This is a genomic window from Halapricum salinum (genome assembly GCF_004799665.1).
Lineage (GTDB): Archaea > Halobacteriota > Halobacteria > Halobacteriales > Haloarculaceae > Halapricum > Halapricum salinum.
Map to the genome: position 1 here is coordinate 1,643,245 of NZ_CP031310.1, position 16,242 is coordinate 1,659,486.

The window sequence follows — 16,242 nt, forward strand, 5'->3', positions numbered from 1 at the left end:
GAGTTCGGACGCCATGCATTGATATGAGTACGTCAGTCACCGAGGAGGATCTCTCGGAGGAGGAGCTTGCGGGGTTGGAACTCGTCCGGGAGACAGGGGGGATCCACCAGAGCGATTTCTGGAAGGAGCTGGACGTCAGTTCCCGCAAGGGGAGTCGGATCGTCGAGTCGCTCGTCGAGAAGGAGATGATCGACCGCGAAGAGACCGTCTACAACGGTCACAACACCTACCATCTCTCGCCGACCGCACGGGACCTCGAATTCTCGCTGCTGATGGCCGGCGACATGCTCTCGCCGTTTATCGGTGACGAGGAGATCAACCCACAGAGCGACGCGTTCACCCAGTGGGTAATGAACCTCGCCTACCAGGAGTAACGCGCTCGAACCCCAGATTCTACCGCAGTTCGAAACCGTCGAATAGCCCCTCGACCAATCGCAGGCATGACGACCAGCCGGTCGCACGCCCTCTCCCGTGCCGAACCACTCCTGCTGATCGCCGTGGGCGGGTTCGTCGGCGCAGCTCTGCGATACGCCGTCTCGAATGCGCTCCCTGGTGGCTTTCCCTGGGGGACGCTGGCGGTGAACGTCCTCGGGAGTTTCGCGCTCGCGATCGTCCTCTACGAGGCCCATCTCGCCGATCTGCTGAGCGCCGAGACGCGACTCATCCTCGGAACTGGCCTGCTGTCCTCGTTCACGACTTACAGCACCTTCGCCGTCGAGACCGCCGCGCTCGACCCCACGCTGGCGGTCGCGAACGTCCTCGCGAACTACGTCCTCGCCTTTCTGGCCGTGATCGCCGGCCGGGCCGTCACGAGGGGGGCGCTCGCATGACCGGTCCCGCGATTCTGGTCGGCCTCGGCGGTGTGTTCGGGGCGCTGGCCCGCCATCTCGTCGGCTCGCGGATCGAGACCGAGAACGGAGATACCTTCGCTGTCAACGTGCTCGGGAGTTTCGCACTCGGCGTGCTCACGACCGCACAGCTGTCGCCGTCGCTCGGATTCGTCTTCGCGACCGGCTTCTGCGGGGCGTTCACGACGTTTTCGTCCTTCGCGTTCGAGACCGTACGACTCTACGAGCGCGGGAAGCGACGCCGTGCGCTCGGCAACGCCGGGCTGACGCTCGTGGCCGCGCTCGTTGGTGTGACACTCGGGGCCGCGATTGGTTCTCTCGTGGCGAACGTGGCGTAGTCAGCGACGGTCGGCTTTTTCCAGCCGAACGTGGCGTAGTCAGCGACGGTCGGCTACCCACAGCCGAGCGTGGCATAGAAAGGCCCGCGACGCCAAGTCCGCGTATGGATCCCGAGCAGCTACGCGCAGACATCCCGGCGCTCGACTCGGCTGTGTATCTCAACACGGGCGCGTCGAGTCCCAGTCCTCGCCGCGTCGTCGATCGCGTCACCGACTTCGCACAGTTCTTCGAGTACGAGGCTCCCGTCGGCCAGGGCGTCTACCAGGTCGCCTGGGAGATCTACGAGGAGAGTCGCGAGACCATCGCCGACTTCCTGGGCGCACAACCCCACGAGATCGCGCTCACCCAGAGCACCGCCGACGGGATGAATCTGATAGCGAGCGCACTCGATCTCGCGGACGAGGATACCGTCGTCGCCCGGACCGACCTCGAACACCCCGCGGGAATCCTTCCGTGGAATCGTCTCTCGGATCTGGACGACGTCGAGGTCCGAGTCATGGAGACGAATGCGGGGCGACTGGATCGCGAGACGGTCGAAGCCGTCGCCGCAGAGACCGACCTGTTCGTGTTCAGCTCGCTCACCTGGACCCACGGGACGCGCATGCCGGTCGCAGAGATCAGCGAGATCGCCCACGACGCCGACGCGCGCGTGCTCGTCGACGCCGTCCAGTCTCCCGGGCAGTACCCCGTCGACCTCCACGAGTGGGGTGCGGACTTCGTCGTCGGCGCGGGCCACAAGTGGCTGCTCGGCCCCTGGGGCAGCGGCTTCCTCTACGTCGCCGAGGAGGCGATGGACGCGCTGATCCCGCGGCGGATCGGCTATCGCTCGGTCGAGGAGCCGGCCGATCCCGAGTACGAGTTCAAGCGCGGCGCACCTCGCTTCGAGGTCGGCACGACGTCGCCGCTCCCGCACGTCGGACTCGCCGAGGCGATCGACCTCCTCGAGGAGATCGGGATCGAGCGGATCGAGTCGCGGATCGAGCGCCTGACCGACCGGCTCAAGGACGGGCTGGACGACGAACAGCTGCTGAGTCCGCGCGAGTACGAGTCCGGGCTGGTGACGTTCCGGGTCGACGACCCAGACGCGACGGTCGAACGGCTGCGCGAGCAGGGCGTGATCGTCCGGGCGCTGCCCTATCCGCGAGCGGTCCGGGCGTCCGTCCACGCGTTCAACGACGCGTCGGACGTCGACGCACTGCTCGCGGCGCTCGACGAGACAGCCTAGAGAACGCGCGCCGTCCGCAAGGCGGTGACCAGATCCTCGACGCCGCGGTCGACGTTGCGGTGCTGGCGAAACGACGACAGCGCGGTTTCGAGTCGACGGCGAACCGGCGGCCGGACGGCGATTCCGTGGGCCATCGACGGCAGGTGCATGCTCGCCTCGCGGTAGTCTTCGGCCTGTTCAGCCAGCATCGGATGGGCGTCGACGGTGACGTCGGTTCGGGCCGGGAGCGCGCGAGCAGTTGCACAGAACGCTCGCTGGCGTGCGGGTGTCGTCGCGAACTCGACCACTTCGCGTGGCGCGGCCGTCCTGGTCGGTGCGCTCGGCACGGCGAATCCCCGGGCGACGAACGTCACCGTCCACGGAGCGGCAAAGAGGGGCGCGACCGCCCAGTCGGTACCGTAGGTCGCGTCGCGCCGGTCGATGAGATGCGTGCCCGTCCACGTGGGTTGGCGGACGAACCCGACAGTGCCGTCGACGACATCGTCGAGCAGCGCTTCCGGCGTCGCCTCGTGGGCGTCGTCGGACACCATCGACAGCGCCGCGTCGAAATCGCGGAGCGAGCGCCTGATCGGGAGTGGATTGTCGCTGATGTCGCCGACGACGTACTGGACGTACTGGCGCTCGCGATACAGTCGGCTGGCGAGCAGCGACTCCCAGAGTGCCAGCAGCTCGGTCGCGGTGCGGAGCGGCTGGGCGAACAGCGTCTCGACTGCGTCGTCGAGCGGCCCCGGCGAGTCAGCGAGATCGCTGACAGTCGGATAGTCCTCGAGTGCGACGCCAGCCTCCGAGAGCACCCCGGGATTGTAGTAGAGGCAGTTGACTCGGTGGAGCGCCTGTGGGATGGTCACGAACGAACGCGCGATGAAGCTCGATACCGTCACGCCGTAGGGGTAGGCGTCGCGCTCACCCTCCCAGAGTCCCGAGAGGTCCTGGAATCGAGCGCCGCGTCTTGCCAGGTTCGCCCCGATCCGATCGTAGACGACTGCGGGGCTGTCCGCAGAGTCAGCACCACCCAGCGGAACCCCGACGAGGTCGCTGCCCTCGTGTGCGCCCTCGAAGGCCGCGATCAGCTGGTCGATGGCGGCCCCGGTCAGATCGGTACTGGTGGCGTGACGCAACTCGACGGTCCCGCCGCCGACGGCTCCCTCGGGAACGGGCGCGGGCGTCACGGTATCGGTGCTCTCGCCAGTGCCGGACGTCTGGCAGCCGGCGAGGCCGGTCACGGCCGCCGCTGCAGCAAGCACCTGCCGCCGACTCTTCTGGGTGTTCGGCGCCCCGTCCATACCACCAGTAACGACTGGAACGGTATGTGCGTGCCGTCGGGGGCGAGCTGACAGGAAGAGCTTACTCGTCGCCGACGGGGCGACGGCGCAGTTCGTCGATCTGGGCCCGCAGGTGGTCGAGTTCGGTCTCCAGTTCCTCGCGGCGGTCGATCAGCCCGGAGAGTTCCTCTGTATTCACGGAGTGTTCCTGCTCCAGGGAGGCCTCCAGCGAGTCGGTCGTCGCCTGGACGAGGTAGATCGCGACCTGGAGGACCTCCTGTGGCGACTCCGTGGCTTCCAGCAGCGTCAGGTCGCCGGACTGCATCGCGTAGCGGATCAGCGGCACCTCCTCTTCGGCGTGGTAGGTCGTCGTGGTCGACAGCCCCGTCACGGGGTTGAACCGATCGTGGGATTGCTCGGTGCGGACGACGCTGAACGGCTCTTCCAGGGTGGGATAGGTGTCCGCGAGGTCCCGGAGCGTGTCGGCGGCGGTCACGTCTAGCTGGGCCTCGACGTCGCCGAAGAACTGCTTGGAGCCGGTGAGGCTGAGCGCGACCGCGAAGAAGACGCCGGTGTTCGCCTCGGCGAGCGCGCGGATCCGCTCGCGAACCTCCTCGTGCTCGCCTTCGAGGGTGAGTCGTTCGAGTTCGTCCAGCAGCGCTCGCGTCCCCGACTCGCGTTCGAGAAACTCCGTCACGAGCGCGCCGGGGAGCTCTGTCTCGTCCGTATCGTCCCGACCATCCATGTGCGTCCGTTCGCGCCCCGCCCCTAAACGCTTTTGTGGCCTTCTCGTCCGAACTGCTCGCGCATGAAAGCGCTCGTGAGCCGGCCGTCGACAACTCAATCGTCTGCGGGTGCAGGTGCATCCACACTTGCGGCCGGCGCGTCACGCAGCGCAGTCGCAGCAGGGCCACTCAGTTTGTTGACCACCGAACGGCCGTCGCGCTCGCGCTCGACCAGCCCCTCCTCTTCGAGTCGCGAGAGGTGATGGGAGACGGTGCTCGGATCGCGATCGAGCGCGTCCGCGAGGTCACCGCCACTGGACGGCCCCTCCTCTGCCAGCGTCGTCAGGATGGACTCGGTCGCGGGGTCGTCCAGCGCGGCGACCAGCGCCGGATCGTCTCCGCCGCGAGTGACAGGGAAGTATCGACGCTTCCCGCGGACCTTCTCGGTCGTGAGCAGGTTCTCCTCTTCGAGGATCCGGAGGTGATGACGGAGCGACGAGAGCGACCGGTCGGTCCGCTCGTCGATCTTCGAGAGGTAGATCCCCGGTGCGTCCTCGACGGTGTCGTAAATCTCGCGCCGCAGGTCGTGTTCCAGCGGGTCCGAGTCGTCCCAGCGACTGTACCGAAGGACAGCGCCGATCTTCCAGAGTTTGTCGCCGAGCCGACCGAGCAGCGTCCGCGCGTCAGCCGCCGCGTTCCGCGCGCCCATCGTGACCGAGCGAGTGACACCTGGCGAGGTCGCAGCGCTCCCGCTGCCCGACAGTGCGGTCGCCCCTGCTGCACCGATCACGACTGCGCCGACACCGGCCGCAGCAGCCGGTGCCGGAATCGTCGGCCCTTCTTCCTCGCCACTGGACTCACCGGCGTTGATCGCGTCTCGATCGCTCGCCGCAGCGTCGCCCGCTCGGTCCGATCGCACGCTGTCGGCGTCTTCCGACTCTGGCTCACTGTCGACGGTGCTCGACCCTTCGGCAGCACTCGATTCGAGCCCTGTGACGAGCGTCGTGTTGAGCAACTCTGCCGTCGAAACGACTGTCCCGTTAGTCGCTCCCTCGATGGTCTCGTCGGTCGTATCTTCGAGTGAATCAGTCGTGTTGTCGAGTGTGTCGGTCGTGTCGTCGACCGTTTCGTTGATCGCCCCAGTGGTGTCGTCGAGACTTCCGTCGCTCGTCTCGTTGAGTGTCTCGGTCGTCTCGTCGACCGTCCCGTCGACCGTGTCAGTCGTCTCGTTGATCGTCTCGCCGACCGTGTCAGTCGTCTCGTTGATCGTCTCGCCGACCGTGTCAGTCGTCTCGTTGATCGTTCCCTCGATTGTCTCGGTCGTGTCGTCGACCGTTCCAGTAGCCGAGTCGGTGGTGTTCGTCGAGTCGGTGGTGTCGTCGACCGTCTCGGTCGTGTTCGTCGAGTCGTCCGACTCGTTGAGAAGGTCACCGTCGTCGGGGCTGGCGGACAAATTGACGTCGGAATCGATCGCCGTCGACGCCCCCGCTGAGGCCTGCGCGGCCGCGACGGGTCCCAGCGTTAGTGCACCGATCAGATAGAGCGCGAGTACCGTCTTGAGCGCCGGTCGGGTGTACGTCTTGGCTGGGAGACGGCTGATGCTGTCCGACACGCTGGGGACCTCGTATTCGTCTCGACATCGACGATTGGATTGCATATGTTTTGCGGCCGTGGCCGTGTTCCGTGGCCAATATCGACTAGCGGCACTTATCGGCGAGCCAGGAGCGTTCCGAGTCCGAACAGCGACAGTAGCGCCGCGAAGACACCGAAGCCGGGTCCGTCGCCCGAACCGGTCGAGCCGTCACCGGAGCCGTCGCCAGTGTTGGAGTCGCCGGTATCCGAGCCGTCGCCAGTGTCCGAGCCATCACCGTCGGAACTCCCGTCAGCGTCTGCGATACTGACCGACCGCTCCGAGAAGTGGTTGACCGCCACCAGCACGTCGGCGCTGGCTTCGGCACTCCCACTGCTCTTAACCATGTACTTGGAGGTGTCACCGTCGTCGGCAGCGGCCCGGAGTTCGCTGTAGCTGGAGGCCTGGGCTGCGACGTCACCGTCGACGCGAACCGTCAGGTCGTCGCTGCTCTCGGCCGCGAACTGCGAGGTACTCGCGATGACGACTTTCCCCTCGGACTCGGCGCGGTCGATCGTCATGTTGACCGCGCTCTCGCTTTCGGCCTCGGCCGTGACGTTCGTGTCCTGGTCGTAGGTGATGGTGCCCTCGACCCGTTCGCCGTCCTGCTGGTCGACGTAGACCTCGGCGGCGGCCGTGCCGTTGGCGATCAGCTGTTCGGTCTGTTCGTCTTCCTCAGTTCGCTCGTCGCTGTAGGAACGAACGACCAGTTTCGACTCGGCTTTGACGTTGGCGGTGACGTTGCCCTCGTCGTTGACGGCGACGTCGCCGTCACCGACGACCATGACGACGGCTTTCGTCCCGTCGTCGGTCGTGACGAGCACACGCCCGTCACTCGTCGTCTCAGCACTGCTGGAGGCGTTCATGCCAAGCTCGACGTACTGGGAGTCGCTGGCGTCGACCACCAGCGTTCCGTGCCCGTGATCGTGAGCCTCGATCGTCGCTCCGCTTTCGGCCTGGATACTGGCCGAAGTCTGTGCCGAGGCGTCCATCGAGAGGGCGGTCCCGGCGAAGTCGGTCACCGCTTGGAGGTCGCCGGAAACGCCGATTCCGAGGCTGCTCTCGACCTGGCTTTCGGACTGGACTTCGACCGACGAGAGGACGGTCTCGCTGTCGACCGCGTAGCCGACGATCGCACTGCTGTCGGTCGCGAAGGAAACGTGGGTTCCGCTGTATGCTTCGACGTCACTGTTCGACGATGCCTGTGAGGGTGTCGCCCCACTGGCTGCGGTCATCGGCGCGAGGCTCGCGAGCAGTACGAGCGCCGCGAGCGCGAGTGGTCGGATCGACATGATTTGCATCCGAGGCTCCCCCGCACTACTTAAAAACGGTTGTGCCAAATCCGTCCAAACGTTCCCACGATTCGGGGACGAAGCGGCCGTCGACGGGGGTTGCACAACCCTCTTTGGCTGTCGAATCACACCCTCTCGTATGGCCGAGTGTCCCTACTGTCGCGCCGCGGTTGAGGCGGGCGACCGATACTGTCCCCGGTGTGGTGAGCGCCAGACCGAGCTGCAGGCGCGTGCGGGCTTTCTCGATCCGACAGTCGTCCAGTACCTCGACGGCGTGCGAAACGGCGCGCGTGCGTTCGATCCGGACTCTCAGTATCACGAGCAGTTCGAGCAGGAACTACGGGCTGCGGTCGCCGACTTCGCGCATCTTGACGGTCTCGACCTCGACCTGCACGAGGCACTCGATCTCGATGGCGAACCCGCGGAAACCGCGGCCGCCGACCCTGTCGACGCCGACGATGCCGACCAACAGTTGCTCGGGCTGGCTGTCCTCCTCGCGCTCGTCGCCGACGCCTTCCCCGAGACAGGCGTCGACGAACTGCTGGCGAGCGCCTACGAACGCCGCGAGCGCTGAGCGGCCCCATCCTTTTCTCTCTGGGGCGTCTCCTCCTCTCTATGGGCCTCTTCGAGAATCTCGGCCGCAAGGTCGAACGCTTCAAACAGGACGCCACCGACACCGCCGAGGAGCCGACCCATCGGTGTATCGAGTGCGAACAGGAGTTTTTCACCGACTACGAACTCTGTCCCGACTGTGAGGGCGCGGTCGTCGCAATCGACAGCGAGTGAGCGTTGCGTCAGTCACGGATGGCAAACTCTTATCGACGCCGGCTGTCAACTCGGTGCTATCCATGGATCCCCGTGTCGAGGAACACGCACGTCTGATCGTCGAGCAAGCGGTCGAGATCGAATCCGGCGACGAAGTGCTACTCAACGTGCCACCAGAGGCGGAGGACCTCGCGGTCGCGCTCAGCGAGAAACTGGGCGAGCGCGGCGCGAAACCGTTCGTCAACGGCATGAGCGGTCGTACTCGGCGAGCGTTCATGCGCGCGATGGATCCCGAGGACTTTCAGGAACCCGCGGATACGCTCGCTGCCATGGTCGAGGAAGTCGACGTGATCATCGCCGTTCGGGCGGACGCGAACACGAACGAGACTGGCGACGTCCCGCCGGAGAAGAATTCAGCTTACGCGAAGGTGATGCAACCGCTCAACGAAGCGATGCTCGAAAAGCGCTGGGTGCTCACTCAACATCCCGCGACGGGCAACGCCCAGCAGGCCGAGATGAGCACGCCCGCCTACGCCGACTTCGTCTACGACGCCATGCTCAAAGACTGGGACGCCCAGCGGGAGTTCCAGGAGCACATGGTCGAGATTCTCGATGCGGGAAGCGAGGTTCGGATCGTCTCCGGCGAGACGACTGACATTACGATGTCGATCGATGGCATGATCGGCGTCAACGATACCGTCGGTGAGAACCTCCCCGGTGGCGAAGTGTTCACGGCCCCGGTGCCCGACTCCGTGGAGGGCGAGGTGCTGTTCGACAAGCCCCTGCTCGCGCAGGGTCGGGAGGTCGAGGACGTGCGGCTGGTCTTCGAGGATGGCGAGGTGGTCGATCACGAGGCCGGAAAGAACGAGGATGTCCTGACGGCCGTGTTGAACACCGACGCGGGTGCGCGCCGCCTGGGCGAACTCGGCATCGGGATGAACCGCGACATCGACCGCTTCACCTACAACATGCTCTTCGACGAGAAGATGGGCGACACGATACACCTCGCGCTGGGCCGCTCGATCGACGAATCGGTCGGTCCCGACTGCGAGGGTAACGACTCGGCGATGCATCTGGACATGATCGTCGACATGAGCGAGGACAGCTTCATCGAAGTCGACGGCGAACGAGTGCAGGAAGACGGGACGTTCGTCTTCGAAGAGTAAGGAGACGCCGAGTGAAGCGAGGCGTCTCCTATATATCGAGCGGCGAAGCCGCGAGATAGCGAGATTCGACCGTAGCGACGACTCTCCACCCGGAGCGGGCTGAGCGAACGCTTCGCGTTCGTGAGGGTCGAACGACGCCAGCGCCGTCGTTCGGAATTTGAACCTCGGGAAGACGGTCCACCTCGCTTCGCTCGGTGGCTGCGACTTCCCTGGTTCAAATCCCTCGTTGGCGTTTCGACGCTCACGGATCCGAGCACACGCTACGCGGTGCTCGTCGGAATTGTTCGCGTCAGAAAGCGCCCGGAGCGGGATTTGAACCCGCGTCACGACCGTGACAGGGTCGTATGATGGGCCACTACACCATCCGGGCTTGCTGCACTCCACCGTACCGGAGTCCTGGTATTAAGACTTTCCAAACGGACCCGGACTGAGTCATGCTCCCGTGGGGGACAATGACGCACACTTCCCGACATTTAAGTAGACCCTCCCTGCGAGTTGGGTGATGCAAACGACTGCATCCGACACGTGTCCGGAGTGCCAGGGGGTGCTCCGGGGTGGGGGAGAAGAGACCGTCTGTACGAACTGTGGGCTGGTCGTGGACACCGACCGGCTGGATCGCGGCCCGGAGTGGCGTAGTTTCGACGACAAGAGTCGGAAACGAACCGGTGCACCGCTGACGCCGTCCCGTCACGATCGGGGGATCTCGACGGAGATCGGCTACGACAAGAGCGCACCGGCCCAGCGAAAGCGCCGTCTCGCACGGATGCGAACGCAACACCGCCGGGCGAGCGCGCCGTCGAAGGTGGCGCGCAACAGACGCGAAGCCTTCGTCGAGATCCGGCGGATGGTCGGCCGGCTGTCGCTCCCGCAGACGGTGCGGGATCAGGCCTGCCGGCTGTTCGCCAGCGCCCAGGACGCGGATCTGATCCGCGGCCGCTCCCTGGAGGGGATCGCCACGGCTGCCGTCTACGCCAGTTGCCGAACCACGGGAATCTCGCGAACACTCGCCGAGGTCGCGGCCGTCTCCCGGCTCGACCGCGAGCGGCTGAAGACCTGTTACGGGGTGTTGAATCGCGAACTCAGCCTGGAGACGGGTCCGATCGATCCCGCGGAATACCTGCCGCGATTTGCCTCGGAACTCGATCTCGACGCCGCGGTCGAGCGCCGCGCTCGGGAACTGGCCGCGCGGGCGACGCGTGAGGGGATCGCCAGCGGCCGGAACCCGGCGGGCGTGGCGGCGGCGTGTCTGTACACTGCTGGCCGAGAACGCGACGCCGAACTCACGCAGTCGGCGGCCGCCGCGGTCGCGGACGTCTCGGCGGCGACGCTCAGGGGGACCTATCAGGCACTGACCGAGTAGCGAAGGGGTGCGTTTATTGGTCGAGCGCCAGAAGCCGCGAGTATGAGCAACGCAACCAAGATCGTCCTCGGGACCGTCGCCGTCTCGGCCGTCCTGGCAGTCGCGCTGCTGGTCAACATCGCGCTCGCGGCCTAATGTTCGACGAACGCGACCTCTCGGCGCCGGTCGAACGTGTCCGAACCGAGCACGCCCCGGACGCGCTCGTGCTGGACGTCGACCGGGACTTCGAGACGCTGCCGCCGGCGACGGCCGAGCAACTCGGCCTCGTCGTCGACTCCCTCGAACCAGCCAGCTATCCCGAATCCTGGCTCCCGGCGGACGCACCCGAACTCCTCGTGCAGTACGCCAGCGAGACGTTCACCGTCGGAGCGCCGGGCGACGGCGGCGTCGCCTGGACGCGCCAGACTGACCCGGCCGTGGTGCTGGTCAAGCCCCGGCTCGCGGGCTCGCCCGAGTCGTTCGTCGACTTCCTGCTCGCGGAGGCGCTGGTCCAGATCGGACTGGACGCCCCAGAGCAATTTTTGGGATACTTCGAGCAGCGCTACCGTGATCTCACTGACGCGGTCGCCGGCCGGCTCGATTCCGCCGGAACGTACCAGCTCGCAGCCGCCCTCTACGAGGGGTATCTGGGACTGCACACTCGCCCGATCTTCGCCGAGTGGGCCGACGACCAACCCGAGCTACACGACGCCTGGGTCGACGCGGGCGAGCGCCTGCAGCCGCGGTTGGCCGATCTCTCCAGTGACGTCGCCAGCGGCCGAACCGACTTCGGTGACGCCGCGGAACTGGCCTGTAGCGCGATCAAACACGAGATCGAGGTACCGCCGCCGTTCGCGGCACTCGACACGGGCGCGTACCGCGAGCACGGGGCTGCGTTCGCCGTCGAGTGGGCCGAGCGCGTCCTGGGCGAGTGATCAGAGTCGTTCTAACACTGCGTCGGCGTCGTAGTTCAGTGTCAAATCGCGCGAGCGACCGCGGCCGTCGACGCTGACGTACTCGGCGTCGACGATGTCAAGCTGGTCCAGCTTGTTGATGATCTCCGAGTAGCGGGTGTACCCCAGGTCGGTGTGCTCGGCGAAGACCTCGTAGATGTCGCCTGCGCGACCGCCGCCCTCCTCGGCGAGTACTTCGACGAGTGCCTGCTCTGAGTCCGAGAGCCCGCGAAGGTGCCGCGAGAGGTGGACGTACTTCGACTTGTCGTAGGCCTCCTCGACGTCCTGGGCTTCGACGGTTCGGGAGGCGCGCATCTCCGCGTTCATCCCTGCCCGGCGCAGCAGGTCGATCCCGACACGGAGGTCGCCGCCCTGTTCGGCGGTCAACTCGGAGACGCGATCGAGCACCATCGTATCGACCGCGCCCTCGTGGAAGCCGCGTTCGACCCGCTCTGCGAGGATGTCGGCGATCTCGCTCTCGCCGTACTTGTTGAAGTAGACTTCCTCGGGCCGGAAGACGCTCTGGACTCTCGTGTCCAGTTCCTCGATCACGTCCAGGTCCATGTCCGAGGAGATGCAGATGACACCGATCTTCGCGCCGCTGTGGGCCTCGTGCGCCCGAAGGAGCGAGTACAACGTCTCGCTGGCCTCGCTCTCGTAGAAGAGGTAGTTCACGTCGTCCAGCGCGACGGCCAGCACTTCGTCTTCCTCGACGAGGCGGTCGGTGATCTGGCCGAACAGCTTCTTGAAAGAGATCCCGCTTGCGGGCGGTTCGTACTCGAAGACGTGCTCGAACAGTCGCGAGAAGACAGAGTAACGCGTCGAGTCGACCTGGCAGTTTACCCGGGCGACGTTGACGTCGGTCTGGGCCCGAAGTTCGGAAAAGAGCTTCTGGACAGCGGTCGTCTTGCCCGTTCCCGGCGGGCCGCGCGCGATGACGTTCAGCGGCCGCGATCCCCTGACCGCGGGCCGGAGGGCGTACTTCAGCGTCTCCATCTGGCTTTCGCGGTGGTGAAACGTCTCCGGGACGTAGTCAATCTCGAAGACGTGTTCGTCCCGGAACACCGACTCGTCCCAGGACAGAATCCCCTCCTCGGGGTCGTCGCTCATCACTTTCACCGAGCTTCCCGGAGCACTTAACTCTTGGCCAGGTGCGGACAGAGAGCGTCTGACAGGCGTCTCACGGCCGATTTCGATCAGTTCTCTTTTGAGGGAGGCGAGTCGGCCAGGCGGTCGCGGATCCGGTCGACGATCGAGTCGAACTCACCCTCTTTTTCGGCGAGCTGTGCCCAGTCGGCCAGCCCGCGCTCCTCGCGAGTGCCGGGAATCGTGTTGTCCAGCACGAACGCGACGAAGCCGCCGACGGCCATCTGGACGCCGCCGACGATGTAGAGCGTCTGGGCGACGATCTCGGTACCGAGAAGCTGTCCGGCCAGCGGGACGTTCGCCAGGCCAGTCTGGAGCACTGCGCCGCTTTCGACACCACCCATATACTGGGGAACGGCCATCCCGGAGAAGATCGCGATCCCGACGATGAAGAGGTTTCGCTGGGAGTCCAGATCGACGTACTTCAGATTCGCGAGCCCGACGGCGACGATCTGGCCGAACATGGCGATGTAGAGGCCGCCGACGATCGGGTCGGGGATGGTCGCGACGAGCCGGCCGAACAGCGGGATGACACCGACGATCAGCATCACGACCGCGCCGACCTGGACGACGAACCGGGAGGCGACCCCTGTGAGGCCGATCGCGCCGATATTTTCGGAGTAGGAGGTCGACCCGCCGGTCCCCATCAGCCCCGAGAAGACGTTCGCGAGTCCTTCCATGCCGATCCCGTGGTTGATCCGCTTTTTCGAGGGCGCGCCCTCCCCGGCGATCCGCGCGACGGCGTGGTAGTCGGCGAAGGATTCGACGATCGAGGCCAGCACGCCGGCGAACATCCCGATCGCAAAGGAGGCCTGGAATTCGGGCATCCCCCACTGGAGGGGGTAGGGGACGTAGACGGCCGACTCGACGGCGGTCACCTGCTCGAAGTCGATGTACCCCGGATCGGCAGCCGGGAGGACGCCCGTGACGGAAGCGACGGCCGCGACGACCCACGCGCCGACGATCCCCAGCAGGACGGGGAAGAGTGCAAACAGGGCCGACCGACGGTTGAGGTACTGCGAGAAGACGACGATCAACGCGAGCGTCAACAGCAGGAGATACCAGTTCTGCTGGGCGCCCGGAGCCGCCTGATTGACATCGGTGATCTGTGCGGCGGAGAACAGCGACAGCCCGATCAGCGTGACGACGGGCGCGACGACGACCGGCGAGAGGTACTCTCGAATCTTGCCGACCAGTCCGAGATAGCCGATGGCGACCTCGACCAGTGCTGCGGAGATGATCGCTCCCTGCAAGAAGAGCAATTTGGCGTTCCAGTCGGCCACGCCCGGGAGCGCGACCTCGGTCGTGACGATGGCGATCGCGGGCGCGAGCATCGAGAACGGCGCGCCCTGGACGATCGGATAGCGGTTGCCGAACGTCGTCTGGGCCAGCGTTGCGAGGCCGCTGACGACGAAGAACGTGCCGACGAACTTCGCGGTCACGTCGGGCGGCATCCCCATGAAATCTGCGAGGATCAGGGGGACGGCGATGTTGGCCCCGATCATCGTCAGGTAGTGCTGGGCGCCGAGCAGTATCGACCGCCTCAGTGGTGGTCGGTCTTCGATGCCGTACTGGACCAGTGAATCCGCCTCGCTGTCTCCCATCGCTGTCTCTGCTCTGGACCGACCGGCAAGAAAAAGCGTCGAAGCGACCTGGTATTAGAAACGATTATAATCGATGGCTTAGATGTATCCACTACTATGCGCCGACGCCAGCGCTCTCATCTGGACGAGTGGGCGTCGTTACTCGACGAGCGCGTCCCCGAAGAAAGTTCGATCGAGCGCCGCGAGGACGCCTAGGCGACCTTCTCGTACTGGTCGGCGAGCTTCTCGGCGGCCTCGTCGAGTTGCCCGCGTTCGAAGTCGCTGAGTTCCCACTCGGGAACGGCCTCGACACCGTCGCGTCCGAGCTTGAGCGGCACGCCGAGTCCCGTCCCCTCGTAGCCGTATTCGCCGTCGAGGACGATCGAACCGGGAACGACCTCGCCGGTGTTGTTGAGGACAGCCTCGACCATATGGCCCAGTCCCGTCGCCGGACCCCACTCGGTCGCACCCTTCTTCTCGATGACGTCCATGGCGCTCGCGCGGACGTTTTCGAGGATCTCCTCGACCTCGTCGTCGGTGAACGATCGCTCGACGCCGTTGACCCGGACCCGGGAGAACAGCGGGACCTGCGCGTCGCCGTGCTCGCCGACGACCTCCGCGTCGACGTTGCCGATCGGTTCGTCGAACCACTGGCTGAGGACGTACCGGAAGCGGGCGCTGTCGAGGCGACTCCCGAACCCGATCACTTTCTCGCGGTCGCGCTCACCGCTCTCGTAGAGGTGGCGGTTCAGCAGGTCGACCGGGTTCGAGGTCGTGATCGAGACGAAGTCGTCGGTGTGACTCGCCAGCTGGGACTCGATGTCGGCCATGATCGGGAGGTTGTCACCGGCCAGATCCAGCCGCGTCTGTCCTGGCTGGCGCGGAATCCCCGCTGTGATCACGGCGACGTCGGTCCCTGCGGTGTCCTCGTAGCTCCCCTGGTAGACCTCGGTCGGCGAGTCGTAGGCGATCCCGTGGTTGACGTCCTCGGCCTGGCCGATCGTCTCGGCTTCCTTCTCGGGGATGTCGACCAGCACGATCTCGTCGGCCACGTTCCGGAGTGCGATGTTGTACGCCGCCGCAGCGCCGACGGTCCCCGCACCGCCGACGACGCTGACCTTCGTATCCCTCATAACAAATAACAAAGGTCTCGGATAGACGTTAAAGGTTCGCCCCCAATGCCCGCGGCTTTTTTCGGCGTCGGCCGCGAACGCACAGGTATGAGCGATTTCGACGAGGAAGCCGAACGCGAGCGACTTCGCGAAAAGTACGAACAGGAGGAGGACGACCGTGAGACGACCGAGCGCATGAGCGAACTGCTCCTGAAGGGTGCGACGATGACCAACGCTCACTGTGGGACCTGCGGCGACCCGATCTTTCGCTACGACGGCCAGGAGTTCTGCCCGACCTGCCAGGAGGTCGTCACAGGCGAGGACGCAGCCGAAGGTGAGGCGGCCGAAGACGACCCCGCCGAGACCGACGAGTCGGCCACGGACGCGAGCGCCGACCCCGAACCGGCCGAGAACGGAACCACGCCTGAAGACGCCGCCCAGCCGCCGGCCGAACGGAGCGCGAACGGCGAGCAGACGGCGGACACCGAGACAACGAGTCCGGAGGGCACCTCGGATCTCCCCGAACGGCGCGAGCGAGCACAGGTCCCCGATCGTGACCGCCAGCCTGCCGAACCGCCGCGACGACCCGACCCGCCGGCACGCCGCGAGGACGTCGAGGAGCGCCAATCTGGCCAGCAGCGGCCACCGATGAGTGGTGATCTCTCGGAGGCGCGCGAGTCGCTGCGGCGGAGTCTCGTCCGGTTCGCTCGTGAGGCCGAGCGCGCGGAGGATCCCCGCCGCGCGAGTGAACACCTCGAAGCCGCCCGCGAGGCCGCCGAGGCCCTGGCGGCGCTGTCAGAGGTCCGATAGACACGGCCGCCGATTCCAGCGATCAAAACGGTTTACTGGCGGCCCTG

18 protein-coding genes and 1 tRNA gene are annotated in these 16,242 nt (G+C 65.8%); 11 read left to right on the forward strand and 8 right to left on the reverse strand.

From position 1 onward, the window contains the following. Window positions 1-23 precede the first annotated feature (23 nt). From DV733_RS08320 to DV733_RS08335, 4 genes are all read left to right on the forward strand, one after another. The gene (locus DV733_RS08320; RefSeq protein ID WP_049995134.1) at window positions 24-374 is read left to right on the forward strand and encodes a helix-turn-helix transcriptional regulator; all 351 of its coding nucleotides are present in this window, start codon (window positions 24-26) and stop codon (window positions 372-374) included. Window positions 375-440: 66 nt separating this feature from the next. Beyond that, complete coding sequence (locus tag DV733_RS08325; RefSeq protein WP_049995133.1) at window positions 441-830, forward strand: fluoride efflux transporter FluC; 390 nt, start codon at window positions 441-443, stop codon at window positions 828-830. Beyond that, a complete protein-coding gene (locus DV733_RS08330; protein WP_049995132.1) occupies window positions 827-1,186 on the forward strand; it encodes a fluoride efflux transporter FluC in 360 nt (119 codons plus the stop codon). The genes DV733_RS08325 and DV733_RS08330 overlap by 4 nt, the downstream gene beginning before the upstream one ends. A gap of 104 nt (window positions 1,187-1,290) precedes the next feature. Further along, window positions 1,291-2,412 carry an aminotransferase class V-fold PLP-dependent enzyme gene (locus DV733_RS08335; protein ID WP_049995131.1) on the forward strand — a complete coding sequence of 374 codons (1,122 nt, stop codon included), beginning with the start codon at window positions 1,291-1,293 and terminating at the stop codon, window positions 2,410-2,412. On the opposite strand, the gene DV733_RS08340 is transcribed toward DV733_RS08335, so the two are convergent. From DV733_RS08340 to DV733_RS08355, 4 genes are all read right to left on the reverse strand, one after another. After that, complete coding sequence (locus DV733_RS08340; RefSeq protein ID WP_049995130.1) at window positions 2,409-3,695, reverse strand: ABC transporter substrate-binding protein; 1,287 nt, start codon at window positions 3,693-3,695, stop codon at window positions 2,409-2,411. The two genes, DV733_RS08335 and DV733_RS08340, sit on opposite strands and share 4 nt — an antisense overlap. 61 nt (window positions 3,696-3,756) lie before the next feature. Continuing rightward, entirely contained in the window at window positions 3,757-4,419 is a 663-nt protein-coding gene (locus DV733_RS08345; protein ID WP_049995129.1) for a hypothetical protein, read from the reverse strand. A gap of 95 nt (window positions 4,420-4,514) precedes the next feature. Further along, entirely contained in the window at window positions 4,515-6,011 is a 1,497-nt protein-coding gene (locus DV733_RS08350; RefSeq protein ID WP_049995128.1) for a winged helix-turn-helix transcriptional regulator, read from the reverse strand. Between the two features lie 95 nt (window positions 6,012-6,106). Continuing rightward, window positions 6,107-7,321 carry a hypothetical protein gene (locus DV733_RS08355; RefSeq protein ID WP_136342308.1) on the reverse strand — a complete coding sequence of 405 codons (1,215 nt, stop codon included), beginning with the start codon at window positions 7,319-7,321 and terminating at the stop codon, window positions 6,107-6,109. A 139-nt stretch (window positions 7,322-7,460) separates the two neighbouring features. Here DV733_RS08355 and DV733_RS08360 point away from each other — a divergent pair, with 139 nt between their 5' ends. The 3 genes from DV733_RS08360 (at window position 7,461) to DV733_RS08365 (ending at window position 9,252) form a co-directional block, all read left to right on the forward strand. Further along, the gene (locus DV733_RS08360) at window positions 7,461-7,895 is read left to right on the forward strand and encodes a zinc ribbon domain-containing protein (RefSeq protein ID WP_049995126.1); all 435 of its coding nucleotides are present in this window, start codon (window positions 7,461-7,463) and stop codon (window positions 7,893-7,895) included. 41 nt (window positions 7,896-7,936) lie between these two features. Continuing rightward, the gene (locus tag DV733_RS17330) at window positions 7,937-8,107 is read left to right on the forward strand and encodes a hypothetical protein (protein ID WP_170178699.1); all 171 of its coding nucleotides are present in this window, start codon (window positions 7,937-7,939) and stop codon (window positions 8,105-8,107) included. A gap of 62 nt (window positions 8,108-8,169) precedes the next feature. Beyond that, window positions 8,170-9,252, forward strand: coding sequence for an aminopeptidase (locus DV733_RS08365; protein WP_049995125.1), 1,083 nt, complete (start codon window positions 8,170-8,172; stop codon window positions 9,250-9,252). A 297-nt stretch (window positions 9,253-9,549) separates the two neighbouring features. Here DV733_RS08365 and DV733_RS08370 read toward each other — a convergent pair. Next, a tRNA-Asp gene (locus tag DV733_RS08370) sits at window positions 9,550-9,622 on the reverse strand. Window positions 9,623-9,754: 132 nt separating this feature from the next. Between DV733_RS08370 and DV733_RS08375 the strand changes: the two genes are divergently transcribed. The 3 genes from DV733_RS08375 to DV733_RS08380 are packed head-to-tail and all read left to right on the forward strand — an operon-like array spanning window position 9,755 to window position 11,526. Next, a complete protein-coding gene (locus DV733_RS08375) occupies window positions 9,755-10,612 on the forward strand; it encodes a transcription initiation factor IIB (protein WP_049995124.1) in 858 nt (285 codons plus the stop codon). 42 nt (window positions 10,613-10,654) lie between these two features. Next, complete coding sequence (locus DV733_RS17915) at window positions 10,655-10,747, forward strand: hypothetical protein (RefSeq protein ID WP_449267308.1); 93 nt, start codon at window positions 10,655-10,657, stop codon at window positions 10,745-10,747. Next, the gene (locus DV733_RS08380; RefSeq protein WP_049995123.1) at window positions 10,747-11,526 is read left to right on the forward strand and encodes a DUF7089 family protein; all 780 of its coding nucleotides are present in this window, start codon (window positions 10,747-10,749) and stop codon (window positions 11,524-11,526) included. Before DV733_RS17915 ends, DV733_RS08380 begins: the two co-directional genes overlap by 1 nt. On the opposite strand, the gene DV733_RS08385 is transcribed toward DV733_RS08380, so the two are convergent. The 3 genes from DV733_RS08385 to mdh form a co-directional block, all read right to left on the reverse strand. After that, a complete protein-coding gene (locus tag DV733_RS08385; protein ID WP_049995122.1) occupies window positions 11,527-12,654 on the reverse strand; it encodes an ORC1-type DNA replication protein in 1,128 nt (375 codons plus the stop codon). 86 nt (window positions 12,655-12,740) lie between these two features. Then, window positions 12,741-14,294 carry a uracil-xanthine permease family protein gene (locus DV733_RS08390; RefSeq protein WP_049995121.1) on the reverse strand — a complete coding sequence of 518 codons (1,554 nt, stop codon included), beginning with the start codon at window positions 14,292-14,294 and terminating at the stop codon, window positions 12,741-12,743. Window positions 14,295-14,485: 191 nt separating this feature from the next. After that, complete coding sequence (mdh, locus tag DV733_RS08395; protein ID WP_049995120.1) at window positions 14,486-15,406, reverse strand: malate dehydrogenase; 921 nt, start codon at window positions 15,404-15,406, stop codon at window positions 14,486-14,488. An 87-nt stretch (window positions 15,407-15,493) separates the two neighbouring features. Between mdh and DV733_RS08400 the strand changes: the two genes are divergently transcribed. Further along, window positions 15,494-16,195, forward strand: a complete 702-nt coding sequence (locus DV733_RS08400; RefSeq protein WP_049995119.1) for an Sjogren's syndrome/scleroderma autoantigen 1 family protein — start codon at window positions 15,494-15,496, stop codon at window positions 16,193-16,195. Window positions 16,196-16,242: the final 47 nt, after the last annotated feature.

Coding starts and splice junctions, on each gene's coding strand:
- DV733_RS08320 (WP_049995134.1), top strand. CDS start 24: ATGAGTACGTCAGTCACCGAGGAGGATCTCTCGGAGGAGGAGCTTGCG.
- DV733_RS08325 (WP_049995133.1), top strand. CDS start 441: ATGACGACCAGCCGGTCGCACGCCCTCTCCCGTGCCGAACCACTCCTG.
- DV733_RS08330 (WP_049995132.1), top strand. CDS start 827: ATGACCGGTCCCGCGATTCTGGTCGGCCTCGGCGGTGTGTTCGGGGCG.
- DV733_RS08335 (WP_049995131.1), top strand. CDS start 1,291: ATGGATCCCGAGCAGCTACGCGCAGACATCCCGGCGCTCGACTCGGCT.
- DV733_RS08340 (WP_049995130.1), bottom strand. CDS start 3,695: ATGGACGGGGCGCCGAACACCCAGAAGAGTCGGCGGCAGGTGCTTGCT.
- DV733_RS08345 (WP_049995129.1), bottom strand. CDS start 4,419: ATGGATGGTCGGGACGATACGGACGAGACAGAGCTCCCCGGCGCGCTC.
- DV733_RS08355 (WP_136342308.1), bottom strand. CDS start 7,321: ATGTCGATCCGACCACTCGCGCTCGCGGCGCTCGTACTGCTCGCGAGC.
- DV733_RS08360 (WP_049995126.1), top strand. CDS start 7,461: ATGGCCGAGTGTCCCTACTGTCGCGCCGCGGTTGAGGCGGGCGACCGA.
- DV733_RS17330 (WP_170178699.1), top strand. CDS start 7,937: ATGGGCCTCTTCGAGAATCTCGGCCGCAAGGTCGAACGCTTCAAACAG.
- DV733_RS08365 (WP_049995125.1), top strand. CDS start 8,170: ATGGATCCCCGTGTCGAGGAACACGCACGTCTGATCGTCGAGCAAGCG.
- DV733_RS08375 (WP_049995124.1), top strand. CDS start 9,755: ATGCAAACGACTGCATCCGACACGTGTCCGGAGTGCCAGGGGGTGCTC.
- DV733_RS17915 (WP_449267308.1), top strand. CDS start 10,655: ATGAGCAACGCAACCAAGATCGTCCTCGGGACCGTCGCCGTCTCGGCC.
- DV733_RS08380 (WP_049995123.1), top strand. CDS start 10,747: ATGTTCGACGAACGCGACCTCTCGGCGCCGGTCGAACGTGTCCGAACC.
- DV733_RS08385 (WP_049995122.1), bottom strand. CDS start 12,654: ATGAGCGACGACCCCGAGGAGGGGATTCTGTCCTGGGACGAGTCGGTG.
- DV733_RS08390 (WP_049995121.1), bottom strand. CDS start 14,294: ATGGGAGACAGCGAGGCGGATTCACTGGTCCAGTACGGCATCGAAGAC.
- mdh (WP_049995120.1), bottom strand. CDS start 15,406: ATGAGGGATACGAAGGTCAGCGTCGTCGGCGGTGCGGGGACCGTCGGC.
- DV733_RS08400 (WP_049995119.1), top strand. CDS start 15,494: ATGAGCGATTTCGACGAGGAAGCCGAACGCGAGCGACTTCGCGAAAAG.